Below are 16,893 nucleotides of genomic sequence, written 5' to 3' on the forward strand. Positions count from 1 at the left end.
GAGCCGTTAGAAGAACCTGTTGTTTCTCTAAGAAGCTCGATAATCACTTAAAAGTGTTTGATCTGGTGTTCTTTTATGTCAATTATGGCTACGTCTGATGCCAGCATACTTTTTAGAACACCACCGATAATTTTAGTATATAAAGACGGTTTGTAAATGATTCAACGTAATGACTCTTATAAACCAGCGTCTGCTTTTAAGATATCAGCTTTGTCTGTTTTTTCCCAAGTAAAGGCAGTTTCTGAGCCTTGACGACCAAAATGTCCAAAGGTAGCCGTCTGCTGATACATTGGTTGTAACAGGTTCAACATACGAGTGATGCCATAAGGACGCAAATCAAAATGAGTACGAATCAGGCGAATGATCTCATCGTTACTGATTTTGCTCGTACCAAAGGTGTTGACCGAGATAGAAGTCGGCTCAGCAACCCCAATCGCGTAACTCACTTGTACTTCACAGCGATCAGCAAGACCTGCTGCGACGATGTTTTTGGCCACATAACGTACGGCATAAGCAGCACTGCGATCTACTTTTGAGGGATCTTTACCACTGAATGCGCCGCCACCATGACGCGCCATACCGCCGTAAGTATCAACGATGATTTTACGACCCGTCAAACCTGCATCACCAACTGGACCACCAATAACAAACTTACCTGTTGGATTGATATGGTAGCGTGTACCCGCATGTAATAGGTCAGCTGGGAGTACTTGTTTGATGATAGACTCCATCACCGCTTCTTGTAGATCAGACTGCGCAATACTTGGGTCATGCTGTGTGGATAATACAACAGCATCGATAGCGACAGGACGGTTGCCATCATATTTTAAGGTGACCTGTGCTTTGGCATCGGGACGGAGCCAAGGTAGCTCGCCTGCGCGGCGTAGCTCAGATTGACGCTCCATCAAACGATGGGCATATTCAATAGGGGCTGGCATCAATACATCAGTTTCATTACTGGCATAACCAAACATTAAACCTTGGTCACCTGCACCTTGCTCTTCAGGGTCGCTACGATCGACACCTTGCGCGATTTCAGGAGACTGCTTACCTAGCATGTTGATAACCGCACAGGTTTCACCATCAAAACCTAGGTCTGAATGGTGATAACCGATGCCGTTGACCGTGTCACGCACCAGACGTTCTAAATCGATATTGGCAGTTGTGGTAATTTCACCGGCAAGTATCACCGCGCCTGTTTTTACTAAAGTTTCGCAGGCCACACGTGCGTGTAAGTCTTCACGTAAGATAGCATCAAGGATGGCGTCTGATATTTGATCAGCCATTTTATCAGGATGGCCTTCGCTCACAGATTCGGAGGTAAATAAGTTGTATTCACGCATAATGGGATCGCTTAATTGAATCAATAAAGGTAGGAAAAGCAACACTTTAGGTGCTGCTCTAATTAATGTTGACCACGCATTTACGCGGCAGATAATCGGTGTTTCTCAATGCTAAAAATCGGTGTTGAACAAAGTTTTTGTCATCAATTTGGCTAAAATCTAGGCCTACTATCATTCAACCAACTCATATATGGAGCAATGATAATAAGCTTTTATAGCTATGGCAGTAGAGAGTTAGGTCAATGTTCGCTCTAATAGGCTACTGTCAGTGTGCAGATTGCCTTATCAGAAGCGGGGTAATTGCCAAAATCTCTTAACGCAAAATAGGGTTATTCTACCCTGAAACGTTATAAAACTCTAGTGAGCAGCACTTGCTATAATATAAGAAATGCTCAACAAGTGATTCACTGTAGTAAAACGTAGGCACTTGCCAGTTCATGGCTACACAAGTTTGCCTTTGAGACAGGATTGTCGTTACGTTATAGTTCTAAAAAGGTCGCTTTATCTTTAAACATGCACTCTTCATAGACAGGGCATGTGCCGCATTTTGGCGTACGCGCTTGGCAGGTATAACGCCCATGCAAAATAAGATAATGATGCGCATCAACGATAAAATCATCTGGGATACGCTCGACCAGTTTGTTTTCGACGATAAGTACGTTTTTACCAGTGGCGAGGCCTGTGCGATTGCCTACGCGAAAAATATGCGTGTCGACCGCCATGGTTGGCTGACCAAAGGCAGTATTTAACACTACATTGGCAGTTTTACGCCCCACACCAGCCAATGATTCTAGATCTTTGCGGTTGTCAGGGACGGTGCTATCAAACTTTTCAATCAAATCACGACAAGTTTTTATGACATTTTTTGCTTTGGCATTATATAAGCCAATATTTTTGATATAAGCTTTTAGACCGTCTTCGCCCAATGCCAGTATAGATTCAGGCGTATTAGCCACGGGGTACAACTGCTGGGTGGCAATATTAACGCTCACATCAGTCGCTTGTGCAGATAAGATAACCGCAATGAGGAGCTCAAAATTACTTTGGTAGTTTAATTCTGTGACTGGCTCGTCAATCGTCGCCGCTAGCTTTTCAAAAAATGGACGCACATCGCGGTTGGGCATTCTTCTAGAGGGCGGTGTATCGGCTGTTTTGTGTTTGACCGTTTTACTCATGGTGTTTTAACTATTATTTTAGTGAGTGGTGTTGCAAAATTATATGCTAGCGATGGCATTTATATGAGTTATTAAAGTATCAATCACGTAATCAAAGCGTTACTTGTAATGATTCGAGCTCTGCTTGCAAGGATTCAAGCTCCATTTGTTTTTTATCATTGGCGCGCACGCTGAGCTGCTTTTCTAGTTTTTTGATTTTGGTACGTAGCTTAGCCGTTGCAATGGTATTCTTTGCTTGTGCTTCGCTGATATTTAGTGATTGGCTCGCTGCATTGTTGAGCTTGGCCTCTACCATGCTGACCACAGGTTTGCTATTGCTGGTATCAGCCAATTGTTCTGTTACGCGTTTGAGATGCGTGTGGTAGCGTTGTCTCAAATCTTCTTGTTCGGCTACTCTCTCAAAGGGAGAAAGCTCGCGCTCGACAACGACCAAGTCGATACAGTCAACAGGGCAGGGTGCGATACATAGCTCACAGCCTGTGCACAAATCGGTAAAAATCGTGTGCATGTGTTTGCCAGTACCAACAATAGCATCCACTGGGCAAGCCGGAATACATTTGGTACAGCCGATACAGTCGTCTTCACGAATCACAGCACGAACCTCAGTTGGGCGTCCTGATGTCATGTCTATCGGCCATTGTGATGGCGCGGCTGTCAGATGAGTATCTACCCCAATTGTCTGAGCAATCGCATCGGTCACGGATTGACCGCCAGGCACACATTTATTGTACGGTTCACCATCTAATACGATAGCAGCTGCATATGGCAAGCAACCATCTGGATGCTCACAAAGTCCGCATTGCGTTTGCGGCAGACAAGCGTCAACTTGTGCAATTTTTTCTTGTACATCATTTGGCAGAGTGTCAATGTGCAGCGACTTAAACAAGATCGGTAAGTCTGCCAAGCGTGTCTGTTCAGTACTTTGAGGATAGGTGTCGGTCTGGGACATGGTATTACTGGCCTTAGTATCGGTCATCATTAGCGATTGTCACTTATGTCTGTCAGTGGCTAGTTAGATAAGTGACTATTCATTGCATATTCTATAGGCAAATTATGGGTTTTTGTACTGACGTTCTATGTCAAATAGTCAATGACCCAGACGTGTTGATCGCTGTTGCGCTGCGAAGATTAACACATTTAAAGCCGTAAAACATCAGCGTCAAAAACCTAGTCTATAACGTTAAAGTATAAGAGCAATCATATCGTGATGCATTTATTCTGAAAACGGTGAGCGCTTTTGGAATGTCTACTTACCAAAACGCTTGAGGATAAAATTAATCAATAGATGCATGCGATGCGGCATGTTATCACGGTCGCGATAGAGCATCTGGCAGCCTCTAGGTTGGTTATTCCAATCAGGCAATACTTGTTGCAAACCGCCTGATGTAATCAAAGGCTGTGCATCATAATCGGGGATGAAACCTAGACCAATACCATCCGCAATAGCTTGTGTTAGTAAACTAATATTATCAACCTTTAGACGTATATTGTTTGTTGGCTGATGCGTCTGTACCTCGCCTGTCGTACGATGCTGTAGATGCCAAGTAGACATAGGGGTGCACAACACCGTAGGGTAGCCTGCCAAATCATTGGGCGTTTGGATATCGGATACATCGATATCGCTGGCTGCACAAATGATAAAGCGAATATTGGTCAGCTGCCGTCCAATCCAATGATCGGCACTGTGTTCGCCAATACGAAAAGCGATATCAATAGCTTGCGCGTCAATATCAATAGTTTGATTTGACAGACGCAAATCTAAATGGATATCTGGATATTGTTTTAAAAAAGCATTGAAATGCGGCGCTAAAATATCACTACCAAAATTGACAGGGGCGCTGATTCTGATTGTGCCTTTGGCCTCATTTTTATCTTGTAGTAAGCAAAATGCGACGTTTTCTAATTCATCAAACAGATGGGCGCTGCTTTTATAATACTGTTGTCCTGCATGGGTCAATTGTACACGGTGCGCGTTGCGATTGAGCAACCTAAGTGCCAGATCTGCTTCTAGTTTGGCAACGCGGCGACTCAATGTCGATAGTGGCATATCAAGCATCATAGAGGCTTGGCGAAAGCTGCCGTATCGGACAACCGCGCAAAAACTGCGCATGTCATCGAGGGAGTAGTTAAATTTCATATTCGGAATCTATGCTCTCGTTATTGCTTGTTTATACCGTATTTAAAATATATACACTGGTGGTTATCTTTTCGCAAGTTTTTTGGATGTAATATGAGTCGTTCAGCGAACACCACCGCCGTCCTATATTTATTACTGTGTACGTTTCTCTGGGGCGCATCCTTTCCTGTTGGCAAGCATGCCTTGGGCGAGGTCAATGCATTAACCTTAGTCATGTGGCGTTTTAGCATTGCCTCGGTGTGTCTGTATCTTTATACAAAATATAAACATATGCCAATCCCTAATCTCATACCCAAACAATGGGCGTGGGCGATTGGTGTATCTATCATCGGTGTTGGCGGCTTGAACTTGGGTTTGTTTACTGGGCTTGAACAGACCAATGCTAACAATGGTGCTTTGATTATGGCGCTTAGCCCGCTGGTGACCTCTTTGATTGGCTCTATAGCGCAGCGCCAGTTTCCTACCAAAGGCGCGCTGTTTAGTTTGGTGGTTTGTCTCTCTGGAGTACTGCTGGTACTGACCGATGGCGCATTTGCCAAACTGCTAGGGTTTGAATTTAACCACGGCGATCAAATGATCTTTTTAGGCATGCTGTGCTGGAGTCTTTATACTTATCTGACCCAAGGAATCAGCCGATGGATGCCAATGATTCCTTATACCTTGGTTGGTATGCTGTCCGGTCTTGGGGTGATATCGCTCATGGTGCTATTTAGTGCAGACGTTCATCCATTGCAAGAAAGCTTAGCCATCAGTCGCAGTGTCTTTGGTGACCTGATATTTATTGGCGTCTTCGGCACAGTTGGCGGTTATCTATTGTGGATCTCTGGCGTTAAGCAGTTGGGCGCTGCTAATGCGTCATTATTCTTTAACTTTGTACCCGTATTTGCTGCGCTCACTGCCTTTGCTTACGGTCAGCAAGTGACCGCTTTGCAATTATTAGGCATGGCGATTGTGATTGCAGGGCTATTGATACCTAGACTCGTCAAATGGCAACATCAGCGTCTGACTGTGCATAATGTCTAAAGTAAGACGCAGTAGGCACTGACATTACCAGCTAAAATGAGCTGCCAGTGTCAGTGCTATTGAATTTTATAATAAGATGCCTTGTTCTTTGGCAATCTGATCGATCAATTCTCGAGCGATACTGCCTTTTGGTGGAATCTTGGGCAGGTTAGAGAGATCAAAAAAGTCAGCATGCGCTAGCTCGTCTTCTTGAATGATAATATCGCCACTGGCATAAGAGGCACGAAATCCAAGCATTAAGTTGGAGGGAAACGGCCAAGGCTGACTACTCACATAGCGAATATCTGCCACGCTGATATTGACCTCTTCTGCCACTTCACGTACCACTGCATGCTCTAGGTTTTCACCGACCTCAACAAACCCTGCGATCAAACCATACATGGGCGGCAGTTTTTGCTGTCCGTGTCGATGGTGGTGCGCGAGTAAGATCTGCGTCTCACCTGACACTGGGTTTGAGCGAGTGATAGCGGTAATCACGCACGGCTGCACGCGAGGATACTGGCGCAGCTGACATACTGGACAAACCATGGCACGCTCGCCTTGGTCAGCATGTACGGTAGGACTGGCACAGCGACTACAAAACTGCGTATCTGCCTGCCACCTTAGCAACTGTATTGCTTGGCTAATCTGATCCGATAGGGCGACAGGCAGGTGGAGCATCAGCTGTCGATAAGGAACAAACGTATCAGTACTGCTTTCGGCGATGATAGGCAGCGTCACGTTATGAGCGACTGCGTAATCATAAGTCATGGCAGTAGTGGACGGCGCAGTGAAAGTTTGGTCATTGTTGTGACTGATCAAATCAGATGAAAGGCTACTAATATTATTATCATCAGATTGCCAATGATTTGGCGATAGACTCTCATGTAGCGTCACGTGACCGACTTGATAAGCTTGCTCGTCTGAACCAGTACTACTCTGTGGTAGTTGGATTTGTAATGGCCACCAACCATCTGGCATTTGACGGCATAAAACGGTGTCATCACTCAATATAAAAGCATGGGCCATAAAAAATTCCAAACGGTTTGAAGCAAATCTGTATCGACTTAGATACAGACTTATTTAACGTGAAGTATTCCGATTAAATTTCATCGCCGCAAAATGACAAAATGGCGACGATAAAACCTGTGCAAGCAGTACTAAGCCGCAAGTAGGTGACTCAAGCTTTGCTGGCCAACGTCAAGTGCTTGTTTGCTGACAGGGCGATTGTTCTCAAAACCATCCAGATGATGATCGACTGCCATAATAACATCAGCAATATAAGCCAGTGTATCGTCTTCGATACGTCGTCCACTCTCTATGCGTTTTTCGATATAAATGGCTAATTGACCAAGCATACTAGCAGGTGTTGGTAACTGTAAAAAGCGCAATGCGCCTGCTACTTGGCGCATCATTCCCGGTATATTTTGGATATTAAGCATGTCGCGCTCAGGCTCTGCCAAATAGTCATTGATGGCTTGTTCGGCACTGGCAATGGCGGTACGGCTTTCTTGTATTAAGGTATCGTTTGCTGTATTGAGCTGATGCAATGAGATATGTTGGTTATTCAGTGGTAAATAAATCGCCCCTGGGGTATGCATCTCTGCCATTGCAATCGTAGCGTTCTCTGCATGCATCAATGCCAGTAGCAAGTGATCAAAATCATCCGGCGAAGGCGCCTGCCAACGGCTGACCGCACTTGCCGCTGTGCTAAGGCTATCAGCTGCATTGGACAGCCCTAGCAAACGTAAGGCTGAGCTCAGTTCAGTCAACTCTTCAATGATCTGGGCAGTTTGCATATCAACAGGATTGATGGAGTCGCCGCGGGCATAGCTGTCCACATTTTCTTTGATGGTATTAATTTGAGATTGAATGATATCGTTCAACGTATCGGTCAGCGCGCGATTGGGACCAAATAAGAAACGCTTCATCTCCTCAAGCTGAGCACCTTCTAGATGGTTGCTTGCATACTGCTCACGAAGTTGCTGCGCCTCAACCGTATCACGCTGACAGGCAAAATTGACCAAGTCTGCAAAACGCGTATCCATCACTGGTAAGTAACTTTGAAATTGCTGCTCTAAGTAAATCAGCGTGTGCTTTTGGCTCAAGTTCAATGGCAAGACCGCTGCGATATCGGTCACGGCAGTAGTCGCTGCCTGCCAAAACAGACTGTTGGTATTTGCTGCGATCAACGCACAGGCAGCACTCATGGCATCGAGTTTTTGCTGATCGTTTGAGTTGATGTTGCCATCTTGATTGAGTAGGACAACGCCAAGACCACTACGATAAGCGTAAGTTAGCAGCTCTGTGTCTAGGTTAAGTGTGCTTAGGGGTTCGAAGTTTTTTTCAGGGTTGGCAATGATGACGCTACTGCTACCAAAAGCAGAAAAAGACTCTACGGTGATGGGCGCTTTTTGCACATGAGCATTGAGCTTGTTAACCACGGGCAATAACAAAGTCGGCTCTACCGACTCAGTCAATAAGACAAACTCGACATAGCGATCTAGAGTCATGATTGCTTCTGATAAATCCATGATAAGCGCGGTATCATGATTATCGCCACTATCATAAAGGCGCTGCAAACCATCGACGATCGCATTGTTTAACACTTCTGCACCGACAAGAGAAATCAGTTTAAAAATACAAGACAGCTGCTTTAGCACATCAATAGAATCTGCCAATAAAGGCGCTTGGCTACTATCATCATTGAACTCGCTCAGATGAATCTCAGTATCTTTAAGCGTTGCGATAACCTCATCATGTAATAAGTGAAGTGATGGCAGGTTAAAATCAGTAACACTAAGCGTTGGGGCGGTTAACTTCATTTGCGCAGACTGGTCCATAAGTATTTTTCCATAATGTACTGATGAGATTAGCAATGGTATAAAAATATCAAAAAATAGGTGTTAGTGATGTTTTAACGCTTTATATGACAATAATCAAGATTATATTGTATAAATGTCAGTGTAATGCAGGATTGATATAGCAGCTACATATTGGCTTTTAGCTGAGGGTAGTCCTCTGCAAGAGAGGCGTACCAGCTTTGATTGGTAGTCTCATCTGACGTCGACGCTAGCAATAAATTGGCCAAATTAGCAAAGCTGGCATGGGCAGTCTGCCCACCATCTGATTGCGTGTCCTCTTCAATGGCGAGCGTCACTTGTCCACCAGTCATCGCCAAATAAACTTCGGCTAAAATCTCTGAGTCAAGTAAAGCCCCGTGAAAAGTACGGTCTTGTTTACCAACGTCCAGACGACGTACGAGGGCGTCCAACGTGTTCTTTTGTCCGGGGTACTGCTGCTTTGCCATGACCAGTGAATCGGTCACTTGTACGCGCTCAGCAAAGTCATTTAGACCGACCTTAGCAAACTCCATGTTGAGAAAGTTCATATCAAAGGTGGCGTTGTGAGCGATAATCTCAGCACCATCCATAAAGTCATATAATGACTGAGCAACTTGATCAAAAGTAGGCTTGTCGGCCAAAAATGCCTCAGAGATACCATGAATGCGAATAACATCATCATCCATGCCGCGCTGCGGATTGATATAAACGTGTAGTTTTTCACCAGTAAATTTACGCCCAACCATCTCAACAATACCGACCTCGATGACACGGTCGCCCTTTAGTGCGTCAAGTCCTGTGGTCTCTGTATCCATGATGAGCTGACGATTTGCTTCATGACGATGTATCGGTTTTGGCAATAGCGGTTTGAAATGAGGATTGGCACGGCTAGTATCCCCATCAAACTTGGGTGCATCAGTATCTATAGGTGGGATATCACTAGTCATGACGGTATCATTCATGGGTGTTTGGGCTTCTGGCATGGCTTTGTTACTCATCGTTTTGGGTGCATTGTCTTGATAGTGGGCAGTCTCTACCATGACATCATCATTCATCATACGTTCTTCATGGCTATGGTGACTGTCATTGATTAGTAACTCATCTTCTGACACATCCTCATCAAACTCGTCATCTACCATATCTAGACCCAATGGGTCAAACTTTAGCCAATCATCATCGGTGACAGGTTTTTTATCAGTCGCTATGTGGTCTTTTTTTTTAGGTGCGTCTGATTCTTTTATTACAGGTTTTTGTGTTACAGATTCTTTTATCATAGAGGAGTGACCACTGTTTGACGTAACTCCTAAGTTTGCCAGTTCATCTGCTTTTTCATTACCGGCATGTCCAGCGTGACCCTTAACCCAATGCCAATCAACATCACGCTGTTGACATAGCTTATCCAATTGTTGCCAAAGGTCTTGATTGGCGACCGGCTTTTTACTGGCTGTTTTCCAGCCTTTTTTCTTCCAGCCTTCAATCCATTCGGTGATGCCTTTTTGGACGTAGCTGGAGTCTGTCCAGATCTCAAGTTTTTGCTCATGTGAGCTGTGTGTTAGGGCTTGTATCGCACCCATGAGCTCCATGCGATTATTGGTGGTTTCCGTATCACCGCCATATAAATCCTGCGTGCTACCATCGCTAAATATGAGGTGCGCGCCCCAACCGCCAGCGCCGGGATTGCCTTTGCAGGCACCGTCAGTATACGCTACCGTTGTGTTTTTCTTGGCGGCTAACGGATCAGTTGCGTTGCTTGTATTAGAGTATGGCATGGCGTTACGGTTGTCTGACATAGAAATGTATAAACCTAATAAATAGTAAGCATAAAAGTAATATTAGAGCATTGCGCTCATGCTAATTGAACGATGCTAATACCGCTGTGAGTATAACAAATCTATCGTAAATATGGGTGGTCGTGACGCACAAAATCGCAAAACCAGCGATGGCAACGCATAACACAATAGTAACCTGATTGTTTTCTGTTAAAATAGCTTGGTTCGCTAAAAAACGTTTATTTTTTCGCGAAAATGCTTTTAAAGAAGCCAATATCAGCGCGCTGTCTTTGTCACATTTGTCACAATACTATCCACAGAAAATATTTGTAGGTAGCTATTTGATAGTTTTTTTATAACAACGCGCTCAATGCAAGTCTCCCATACATGACCGCAGGATAGATTTATTATGTCTTTATGCTCAAATGTTTTTTATAAGCGACTGACGTATCTGATGCTCAGTGCTACGGCCAGCACAGCGCTTCTTTTGAGTGGCTGTAGTGATAACAGCAGTACTCAAGCAGATACCGAAGTTGCAGCAGATTTATCTGTCTTTGCAGGTTGTTATACGGTGAGTCAAGACGAGCCTGCGCAAATAAAGGTTAGCCAACAAGAAGGCGCTTGGGTGATGCAGATGAAAGAGCCTGCAAGTGCTAAGCGTGTCTGGGATGAGCCTGAAGCGTTAGAAGTGATTAAAAATAGTGACATACCGCAGTTTTTCTCTATTGATCCAGACAATGTCGATGCGGTCATTGGACGTCCTGATCGAGTGCTAGTATTGGCGCATGTCAAGCCTGCCTATGCCAATATCGACCCACTATTAGACAGTGAGTATCTGTCTTATATCTACCGAGGTGCTAATACCATCTACCGAGTAGAGTGTGACGACGTCAATACCGATATATTGGCCAATCCACACGCCAACATCATTATCGATAATGTGAATGAGAGTAATTAGACAAGTATTGTTCATAGACATCATTGATGATTAATCGTATGTGTCCAAAACGATCTTGCTACAAGCCGTTAAATCAGTAGAGTCAAGCTATATGAATTTTTTTAGTTATGTCGTGTTAGGTGGGTTTTCTTATGCCGCGGGTTGGGCGATAAGAACGTATGTATTAGAAAAGCAGTCGAAGACTGACCAGCCTTATAATCTCAAGCATCCTGCCATTTTGGCGTACTTGGGTGGGTTTTTTATCGTTATGCTGATTGTTTCGTGGTTGATTGGTCGCTATGCGCTTGGTCATGCTGCGATCGATTTACCATTTATTATTGTCAACAGCCTCGTGGCAACCTTTGTGTATTCGTTCGGACTCAATCCAGAAAAAGCAAGCTATGATGTGCCGAATTAAAATCTGATGTTTAGAGGTTTAGCCTTTCAGCGTCAGATTGATTAAAAAAACAAAAAGCCACAACCAATGTGAATGGCTGTGGCTTTTTCAAACTGTAATTCTTTAGCTGTTAAAGAGTTAGCAATTAAGACATAAATAGTTACGAAGCTTTTTTGAGATCAGTACTGGTTTCATTATCATCTTCTTCATCAGTGCTGGTCTTATCGTTACTGATGTTGTCAGTGTCTTTTTCATCTACTGACTTATTTTTGGCATCCGCTTGCTCTTGTTTCCATACTTTATATTTTTGCAAATCCTTTTGGGCTTGTTTTAAACAAAATTTGAGCACAAGTGCGTCATCGATATAACCGATAAACGGAATAGAGTCTGGAATAAGGTCAATAGGGTTTAGTGTATAGATTGCCCCAACCACGCCAGCTGAAATGGTTCTAAAAGGAATCTTACGATAGTCACCTTTATAGTAGTCTTTGATAAGACTCATAAATAGCATCAAGTCATCGCTAAAAGGTTCAAGGTAGCTATTGTCCTCTAGCTTTTCTTTAAGTTTGTCTTCTTTTCCAATCAAGTATTTCAAATTAGAAACAAGTGTTTTTTCTTTATCATTTTTCTTGGTAAACATAATTGTTGCCTTTGTTTATTTGCGATGAATTTGTATCTACAGTAACAAATATACTCGCCCCATGTTGTGTGTCTCGGTAGCGAAAAAGTAAATATAGGTAAAGGCTTGGGTAACTTGACTGCTGGCAAGATGCGTTACAATGCTTGAGTATGACGGCGTAATTTGTGATGTGCGCTGCTGCAAAAAGTGACAATGCATAAATCATAAAAACAAAAATGTATAGGTAGTAACAACGTATGGGTTCAAAAACACCGTCCATCCAGCAGTCAATAAAAGATAAAAACCTACAGTCAAACCTAGCTGATGAGCTTAGTGTTGGCCTAAACCGTCGGCAGTTTTTGCGCCGAATAGGGGTTGGTGCAGGTGCTGCGGCATTGGCGACTCAAAGTATTCCTCACGTATTGGCTGCTAGTCCCATTGAGTCTAATAATAGCTCGCAGCTGACCAAAGACGATCTGCCGACTGAATTGTTGTATGAGCACTCAGCACAAACCTCCCTAACCACAAGCTGTATTGCGCCTACGATTGAAACCAGACTTTTTGCCAGCTCCAACGTGGGCGGTAGTGATGAGCGCAATCAGTTGGCACTAGATCGTATGGCCTGTGCTGGGTTTAAAATAAATAATCCTGATATTACCAATCGTCAGTATTTGCGCTTTGCAGGTACGGACTCGCAGCGTGCCAGTGACTTCCAAAACCTCGCGACCGGAGCGATAGCAGCGCCAAAGCTGCTACTGGGTGTGCGCGGTGGTTATGGTGCAATGCGAATACTGCCGATGGTGGACTGGGTAACTCTTGGACGTATTATGAAAGAGCGCGGCACGATACTCGCAGGGTTCAGTGATGTGACCGCGATTCAGTGTGCACTACTAGCAAAAGGGGCGATGAGTTCGCTTGCGGCACCGATGCTCTATAGCGAGTTTGGCAAAACAGCACCTGATCAAATCAGCTGTCGGCAGTTCGCCCAAGCACTAACCAATCCTAACCTCACGATCACCATACAAGATGCCGCTCTAACCAGTCAGCAATTGCCTACCATGCTCACAGCAGGCGAGCCTAAAGTGCTCACTGGTACGATTTGGGGTGGCAATCTGAGCGTGGTGTCTGCGCTGGCAGGTAGTGAGTATTTGCCGCGCATTGAGTGCGGTATTGTGTTCTTAGAGGATGTGGGAGAGCAGGCTTACCGTATTGAACGCATGCTGTATGACTTGTATTTAGCTGGTGTGTTTAAAGATCAACAGGCGATTGTATTTGGCGCATTGTCTGGTGCAGGTGAGGACAGCTATGACAAGCGCTATGATGTCGCCACCGTCATTCGTCAATTGCATAAGCTGACCGGATTACCGATATATAGTGGCATGCGTTTCGGTCATATCGGCAAAAAACACAGCTTTCCGCTTGGGGCGACTTGTCAGCTGACTCCTAATACAGTGGGCGGCTATCAATTGTCATTCACCGATTATCCCACTATCAAGGCCGATGCTATCAATGTGGAAGGGTTATGGCAGACGGTTTAAACGTTAATAGTAGAAACGACCAATCTTAAATCGCCAGCCGTGAAAACTTGTCTTGATACTCTTTGGGCGTTAATTCTGTCGCACGTTTGAACAAGCGGGTGAACGAAGAGATATCATCATAGCCGACTTGATCGGCAAGGGATTTGATAGTCACATCGCCTAACTCGAGTAAGCGCTTGGCTTGCTCAATTCTGACAGCCTGAATATACTCAACGGGTCGCATCGCCACGCTGGCTTGAAAGCGTCTATTCAAGGTACGTGGGGTGATATTGACCATGGCAGCCAAACTACTGACTTGTATTGGCTGCTGAAAGTTTTGTTCGATAAACTCTTGAACTTGTTTGACCAGTTGATCGGAATGCGGCTTGTGCAAAGTCACGTTGGTATAGCTATTCTGATTGCCTCGTTTGCTATCAATAATCTGGGTTTTTGCGACCTGTGTAGAGATCTCCCGCCCGCAGTAGCGCTCTATTAATAACAATCCTAAGTCATAAAAAGCACTGCCGCCTGCTGCACAAAATATATTGCCGGACTCATTACTTGAATGAGTAACAAACTGGTTTTCTTGTAAGTCCACCAGTGGAAAATCTGTCTTAAATTTGTTGGCATAGCCCCAATGAGTCGTGGCGACTTTATGATCTAACAACCCTGCCTCCGCCAGAAAGAAAGCCCCGCTACAGTTACTCGCAATATCCGCGTTGGTATTCGCCAGCCGTTTGAGATGCGGGAGTAGCTCGCTGTTTTGCTTCAATACCTTATCAATAGAATCGCCAATGGTTGGCACCAGTAACAAGTCGCACTCCATCACATCTCTAATATCACAATGGGCATGAACCATTAAGCGATTACTACATCTGATAGCACCGCCACCCAAGCTTGCGATCTGTACCTTAAATCTAGGCTCTACGTCTTCATCTAAAAATCGCTGCCAGCTGACCCCTGTAAATGAAAATAAATCCAATGCGCCAGCGAGCACGCTCCCAAGCACACCATCGAAGCCAAGAATGATTACTTTAAACGGTTTGAAATAAGGCATAAGTCTCTCGTGTCTTTAGATGCGCTTGTTAAAAACAGGGTGTTTTTAATGAATTTTTCTTAAAATTTTGTCTTATTTGACCATGATTATGTCATAAATGACAATACGGCAAAGCGTTAAATTAGCTTAATATCAATTGATAAGCATTTATGATCTTTGTTTTGCCTTCTCAATGATGCAGTAAATAGAAGAGATAAAGCCATTACAGATGGCAGTAAGATAAACGGATTTTCATGATTGACGATATTTGAATTTTATTAAAAGAGACGACTATGGCAGCAGATACCCTTATCAACGACTTTGAATTACCGTTCCAGCTGTACGATGTATTGGGAACACAAACCCTCACTGAGCACGCAAAGTTTTCAGAACACAGCCGTGAAACTTTCGACGCGGTATTAGATACGGCAAATAAGATCGCGACGGATTTATTTTTACCGCACAATCATCTGGCAGACAAGAACGAACCGCAGTTCGATGGCAAAAAAGTCAGCATGATAAGCGATGTCAAAGTCGCTTTTGATGCGTTTCGCGAGTCGGGCTTTATCGCTGGTCGTTACAGCTTTGAAGATGGCGGTATGCAGTTACCTGAAACGGTGATGACAGCCGTGGCAGGCTACTTTATGGCTGCCAACCCATCAACGACGGCCTATCCATTTTTGACGACAGCAGCAATCAATGTCATCTCGCACTTTGCCAGTGAGGATATCAAAGCCGCCTTTATGCCGCGCATGCTGACAGGCGAGTTCACCGGTACCATGGCGCTGACAGAGCCGCACGCGGGCTCATCACTTGCCGATATCAAAACCACCGCGGTCAAACAAGACGACGGCTCCTATCGTGTCAAAGGCAGCAAGATTTATATCTCAGCAGGGGACCATGAGCTATCTGATAACATTGTCCATCTAGTATTGGCCAAGATTCCCGGTGGTCCTAGTGGGGTAAAAGGCATCTCTTTATTTGCCGTACCTAAGTATCGCTTGAACGATGATATGTCTGTTGGCGAGCGCAATGACGTGCATTTGACAGGTCTAATTCATAAACTTGGTTATAGAGGGGCGACCTCGACGGCATTGAGCTTCGGTGACGCGGGCGATTGTCATGGTTATTTGATCGGTGATGAGCATTTTGGTCTGCGTTATATGTTCAAAATGATGAATGAGGCACGTATTGCGGTTGGATTTGGCGCTGCGATGATTGGCTATCGCGGTTATCAGTATTCGCTCGATTACGCCAAAGACAGAACGCAAGGCAGAATCGCACCCAATAACAAGCCTGAGGACGATGCCACTGCTATTATCCAGCATGGTGATGTCAAGCGCATGTTACTGGCGCAAAAATCCTATTCTGAGGGCGGAATCTCTCTGTGTTTGTATGGCTCAAACCTGATTGACCGTATCAATACTTGTGAAGACGACACCCTAAAAAATGAGCTGACAGAACTGTTAGATTTGCTCACGCCAGTGCTAAAAGCATGGCCGTCTGAATATGGACCGAAAGCCAATGACTTGGGTATTCAAGTCTTGGGCGGTGCTGGCTATACGCGCGAATATCATGCCGAACAGTTTTGGCGTGATAATCGTCTCAATCCTATTCATGAAGGTACAAATGGCGTACAGGCATTAGATTTGTCATTTCGTAAATTGTGGCAAAAAGGTGGTCTTGGTATTCAAATATTGAAGCGTGAAATCACGCAAGATCTAGAAAATATCACCACGCCTGAGACTGCCAAGTTGGCGGGTAAGCTCACGCCTTATATGGGTAACTTACATGAAGTGCTGGTGCATTTGAGCAAGGTGCTGCAGAAAGAAGAAGCCATCACCCTTACTGGTAATGCCCAAGCACTGATGAATATTTTTGCCTCAATTGTGCTGAGCTGGATTTGGATTCGCCAAGCAAGTAAAGCCGAACAACTACTAAGTACAACTCAAGATGTGGAACAGCAGAATTTCTATAAAGGCAAGATACAAGCAGCGAAATACTTCATCGATTGGGAGCTACCATTAATCAATCGTGATATAGCAATTTTAAACAACACCAATTCTGTTTGTACTGATATGCAAGCGGACTGGTTTTAAGAACAACTCTAAGGAAAGA

The 16,893-nt window shown here is 44.4% G+C and carries 14 protein-coding genes and 1 pseudogene; 6 read left to right on the top strand and 9 right to left on the bottom strand.

Annotated elements, in window-relative coordinates; genetic code table 11:
- A pseudogene (locus JMX83_RS11680) lies at positions 1 to 98 on the top strand (IS1 family transposase); the annotation flags it as partial.
- Between the two features lie 78 nt (positions 99 to 176).
- Here the strand turns inward: JMX83_RS11680 and metK are convergent.
- The 4 genes from metK to JMX83_RS11700 form a co-directional block, all read right to left on the bottom strand.
- Positions 177 to 1,343: a methionine adenosyltransferase gene (gene metK, locus JMX83_RS11685; protein ID WP_201601958.1), complete on the bottom strand. Its 1,167-nt coding sequence runs from the start codon at positions 1,341 to 1,343 to the stop codon at positions 177 to 179.
- Positions 1,344 to 1,822: 479 nt separating this feature from the next.
- On the bottom strand, positions 1,823 to 2,518 hold the full coding sequence (gene nth, locus JMX83_RS11690; protein WP_201601959.1) for an endonuclease III: 696 nt from the start codon (positions 2,516 to 2,518) through the stop codon (positions 1,823 to 1,825).
- Positions 2,519 to 2,609: 91 nt separating this feature from the next.
- Entirely contained in the window at positions 2,610 to 3,467 is an 858-nt protein-coding gene (locus tag JMX83_RS11695) for an RnfABCDGE type electron transport complex subunit B (RefSeq protein WP_201601960.1), read from the bottom strand.
- A 297-nt stretch (positions 3,468 to 3,764) separates the two neighbouring features.
- Positions 3,765 to 4,655 carry a LysR family transcriptional regulator gene (locus JMX83_RS11700; protein WP_201601961.1) on the bottom strand — a complete coding sequence of 297 codons (891 nt, stop codon included), beginning with the start codon at positions 4,653 to 4,655 and terminating at the stop codon, positions 3,765 to 3,767.
- Positions 4,656 to 4,748: 93 nt separating this feature from the next.
- On the opposite strand from JMX83_RS11700, the gene JMX83_RS11705 reads away from it, so the two are divergent.
- Entirely contained in the window at positions 4,749 to 5,678 is a 930-nt protein-coding gene (locus tag JMX83_RS11705) for a DMT family transporter (RefSeq protein ID WP_201601962.1), read from the top strand.
- A 66-nt stretch (positions 5,679 to 5,744) separates the two neighbouring features.
- On the opposite strand, the gene nudC is transcribed toward JMX83_RS11705, so the two are convergent.
- The 3 genes from nudC to dnaQ form a co-directional block, all read right to left on the bottom strand.
- Positions 5,745 to 6,686 carry an NAD(+) diphosphatase gene (gene nudC, locus JMX83_RS11710; RefSeq protein WP_201601965.1) on the bottom strand — a complete coding sequence of 314 codons (942 nt, stop codon included), beginning with the start codon at positions 6,684 to 6,686 and terminating at the stop codon, positions 5,745 to 5,747.
- Positions 6,687 to 6,817: 131 nt separating this feature from the next.
- Complete coding sequence (locus JMX83_RS11715) at positions 6,818 to 8,500, bottom strand: hypothetical protein (RefSeq protein WP_201601967.1); 1,683 nt, start codon at positions 8,498 to 8,500, stop codon at positions 6,818 to 6,820.
- 146 nt (positions 8,501 to 8,646) lie between these two features.
- Positions 8,647 to 10,290 carry a DNA polymerase III subunit epsilon gene (gene dnaQ / locus JMX83_RS11720; RefSeq protein WP_201601969.1) on the bottom strand — a complete coding sequence of 548 codons (1,644 nt, stop codon included), beginning with the start codon at positions 10,288 to 10,290 and terminating at the stop codon, positions 8,647 to 8,649.
- A gap of 388 nt (positions 10,291 to 10,678) precedes the next feature.
- Here dnaQ and JMX83_RS11725 point away from each other — a divergent pair, with 388 nt between their 5' ends.
- Both JMX83_RS11725 and JMX83_RS11730 read left to right on the top strand, forming a co-directional pair.
- A complete protein-coding gene (locus JMX83_RS11725; RefSeq protein WP_227675837.1) occupies positions 10,679 to 11,227 on the top strand; it encodes a hypothetical protein in 549 nt (182 codons plus the stop codon).
- Positions 11,228 to 11,318: 91 nt separating this feature from the next.
- Entirely contained in the window at positions 11,319 to 11,624 is a 306-nt protein-coding gene (locus JMX83_RS11730; protein WP_201602045.1) for a hypothetical protein, read from the top strand.
- A 139-nt stretch (positions 11,625 to 11,763) separates the two neighbouring features.
- Here JMX83_RS11730 and JMX83_RS11735 read toward each other — a convergent pair whose 3' ends face one another.
- Positions 11,764 to 12,243, bottom strand: a complete 480-nt coding sequence (locus JMX83_RS11735; RefSeq protein WP_201601970.1) for a YkvA family protein — start codon at positions 12,241 to 12,243, stop codon at positions 11,764 to 11,766.
- 236 nt (positions 12,244 to 12,479) lie between these two features.
- Between JMX83_RS11735 and JMX83_RS11740 the strand changes: the two genes are divergently transcribed.
- Entirely contained in the window at positions 12,480 to 13,760 is a 1,281-nt protein-coding gene (locus JMX83_RS11740) for an LD-carboxypeptidase (protein ID WP_201601972.1), read from the top strand.
- A 25-nt stretch (positions 13,761 to 13,785) separates the two neighbouring features.
- Here JMX83_RS11740 and JMX83_RS11745 read toward each other — a convergent pair whose 3' ends face one another.
- Entirely contained in the window at positions 13,786 to 14,796 is a 1,011-nt protein-coding gene (locus JMX83_RS11745) for a GlxA family transcriptional regulator (protein WP_201601974.1), read from the bottom strand.
- A gap of 272 nt (positions 14,797 to 15,068) precedes the next feature.
- On the opposite strand from JMX83_RS11745, the gene JMX83_RS11750 reads away from it, so the two are divergent.
- Positions 15,069 to 16,874 (top strand): acyl-CoA dehydrogenase, encoded by a 1,806-nt coding sequence (locus JMX83_RS11750; protein ID WP_201601976.1) that lies wholly within the window; start codon positions 15,069 to 15,071, stop codon positions 16,872 to 16,874.
- Positions 16,875 to 16,893: the final 19 nt, after the last annotated feature.

This window comes from Psychrobacter piscatorii, assembly GCF_904846415.1.
In the GTDB taxonomy this organism is placed as follows: domain Bacteria; phylum Pseudomonadota; class Gammaproteobacteria; order Pseudomonadales; family Moraxellaceae; genus Psychrobacter; species Psychrobacter piscatorii.

Excerpts from the sequence above, each read along its gene's own strand:
- metK (WP_201601958.1), bottom strand. The coding sequence starts at position 1,343 with ATGCGTGAATACAACTTATTTACCTCCGAATCTGTGAGCGAAGGCCAT.
- nth (WP_201601959.1), bottom strand. The coding sequence starts at position 2,518 with ATGAGTAAAACGGTCAAACACAAAACAGCCGATACACCGCCCTCTAGA.
- JMX83_RS11695 (WP_201601960.1), bottom strand. The coding sequence starts at position 3,467 with ATGTCCCAGACCGACACCTATCCTCAAAGTACTGAACAGACACGCTTG.
- JMX83_RS11700 (WP_201601961.1), bottom strand. The coding sequence starts at position 4,655 with ATGAAATTTAACTACTCCCTCGATGACATGCGCAGTTTTTGCGCGGTT.
- JMX83_RS11705 (WP_201601962.1), top strand. The coding sequence starts at position 4,749 with ATGAGTCGTTCAGCGAACACCACCGCCGTCCTATATTTATTACTGTGT.
- nudC (WP_201601965.1), bottom strand. The coding sequence starts at position 6,686 with ATGGCCCATGCTTTTATATTGAGTGATGACACCGTTTTATGCCGTCAA.
- JMX83_RS11715 (WP_201601967.1), bottom strand. The coding sequence starts at position 8,500 with ATGGACCAGTCTGCGCAAATGAAGTTAACCGCCCCAACGCTTAGTGTT.
- dnaQ (WP_201601969.1), bottom strand. The coding sequence starts at position 10,290 with ATGTCAGACAACCGTAACGCCATGCCATACTCTAATACAAGCAACGCA.
- JMX83_RS11725 (WP_227675837.1), top strand. The coding sequence starts at position 10,679 with ATGTCTTTATGCTCAAATGTTTTTTATAAGCGACTGACGTATCTGATG.
- JMX83_RS11730 (WP_201602045.1), top strand. The coding sequence starts at position 11,319 with ATGAATTTTTTTAGTTATGTCGTGTTAGGTGGGTTTTCTTATGCCGCG.
- JMX83_RS11735 (WP_201601970.1), bottom strand. The coding sequence starts at position 12,243 with ATGTTTACCAAGAAAAATGATAAAGAAAAAACACTTGTTTCTAATTTG.
- JMX83_RS11740 (WP_201601972.1), top strand. The coding sequence starts at position 12,480 with ATGGGTTCAAAAACACCGTCCATCCAGCAGTCAATAAAAGATAAAAAC.
- JMX83_RS11745 (WP_201601974.1), bottom strand. The coding sequence starts at position 14,796 with ATGCCTTATTTCAAACCGTTTAAAGTAATCATTCTTGGCTTCGATGGT.
- JMX83_RS11750 (WP_201601976.1), top strand. The coding sequence starts at position 15,069 with ATGGCAGCAGATACCCTTATCAACGACTTTGAATTACCGTTCCAGCTG.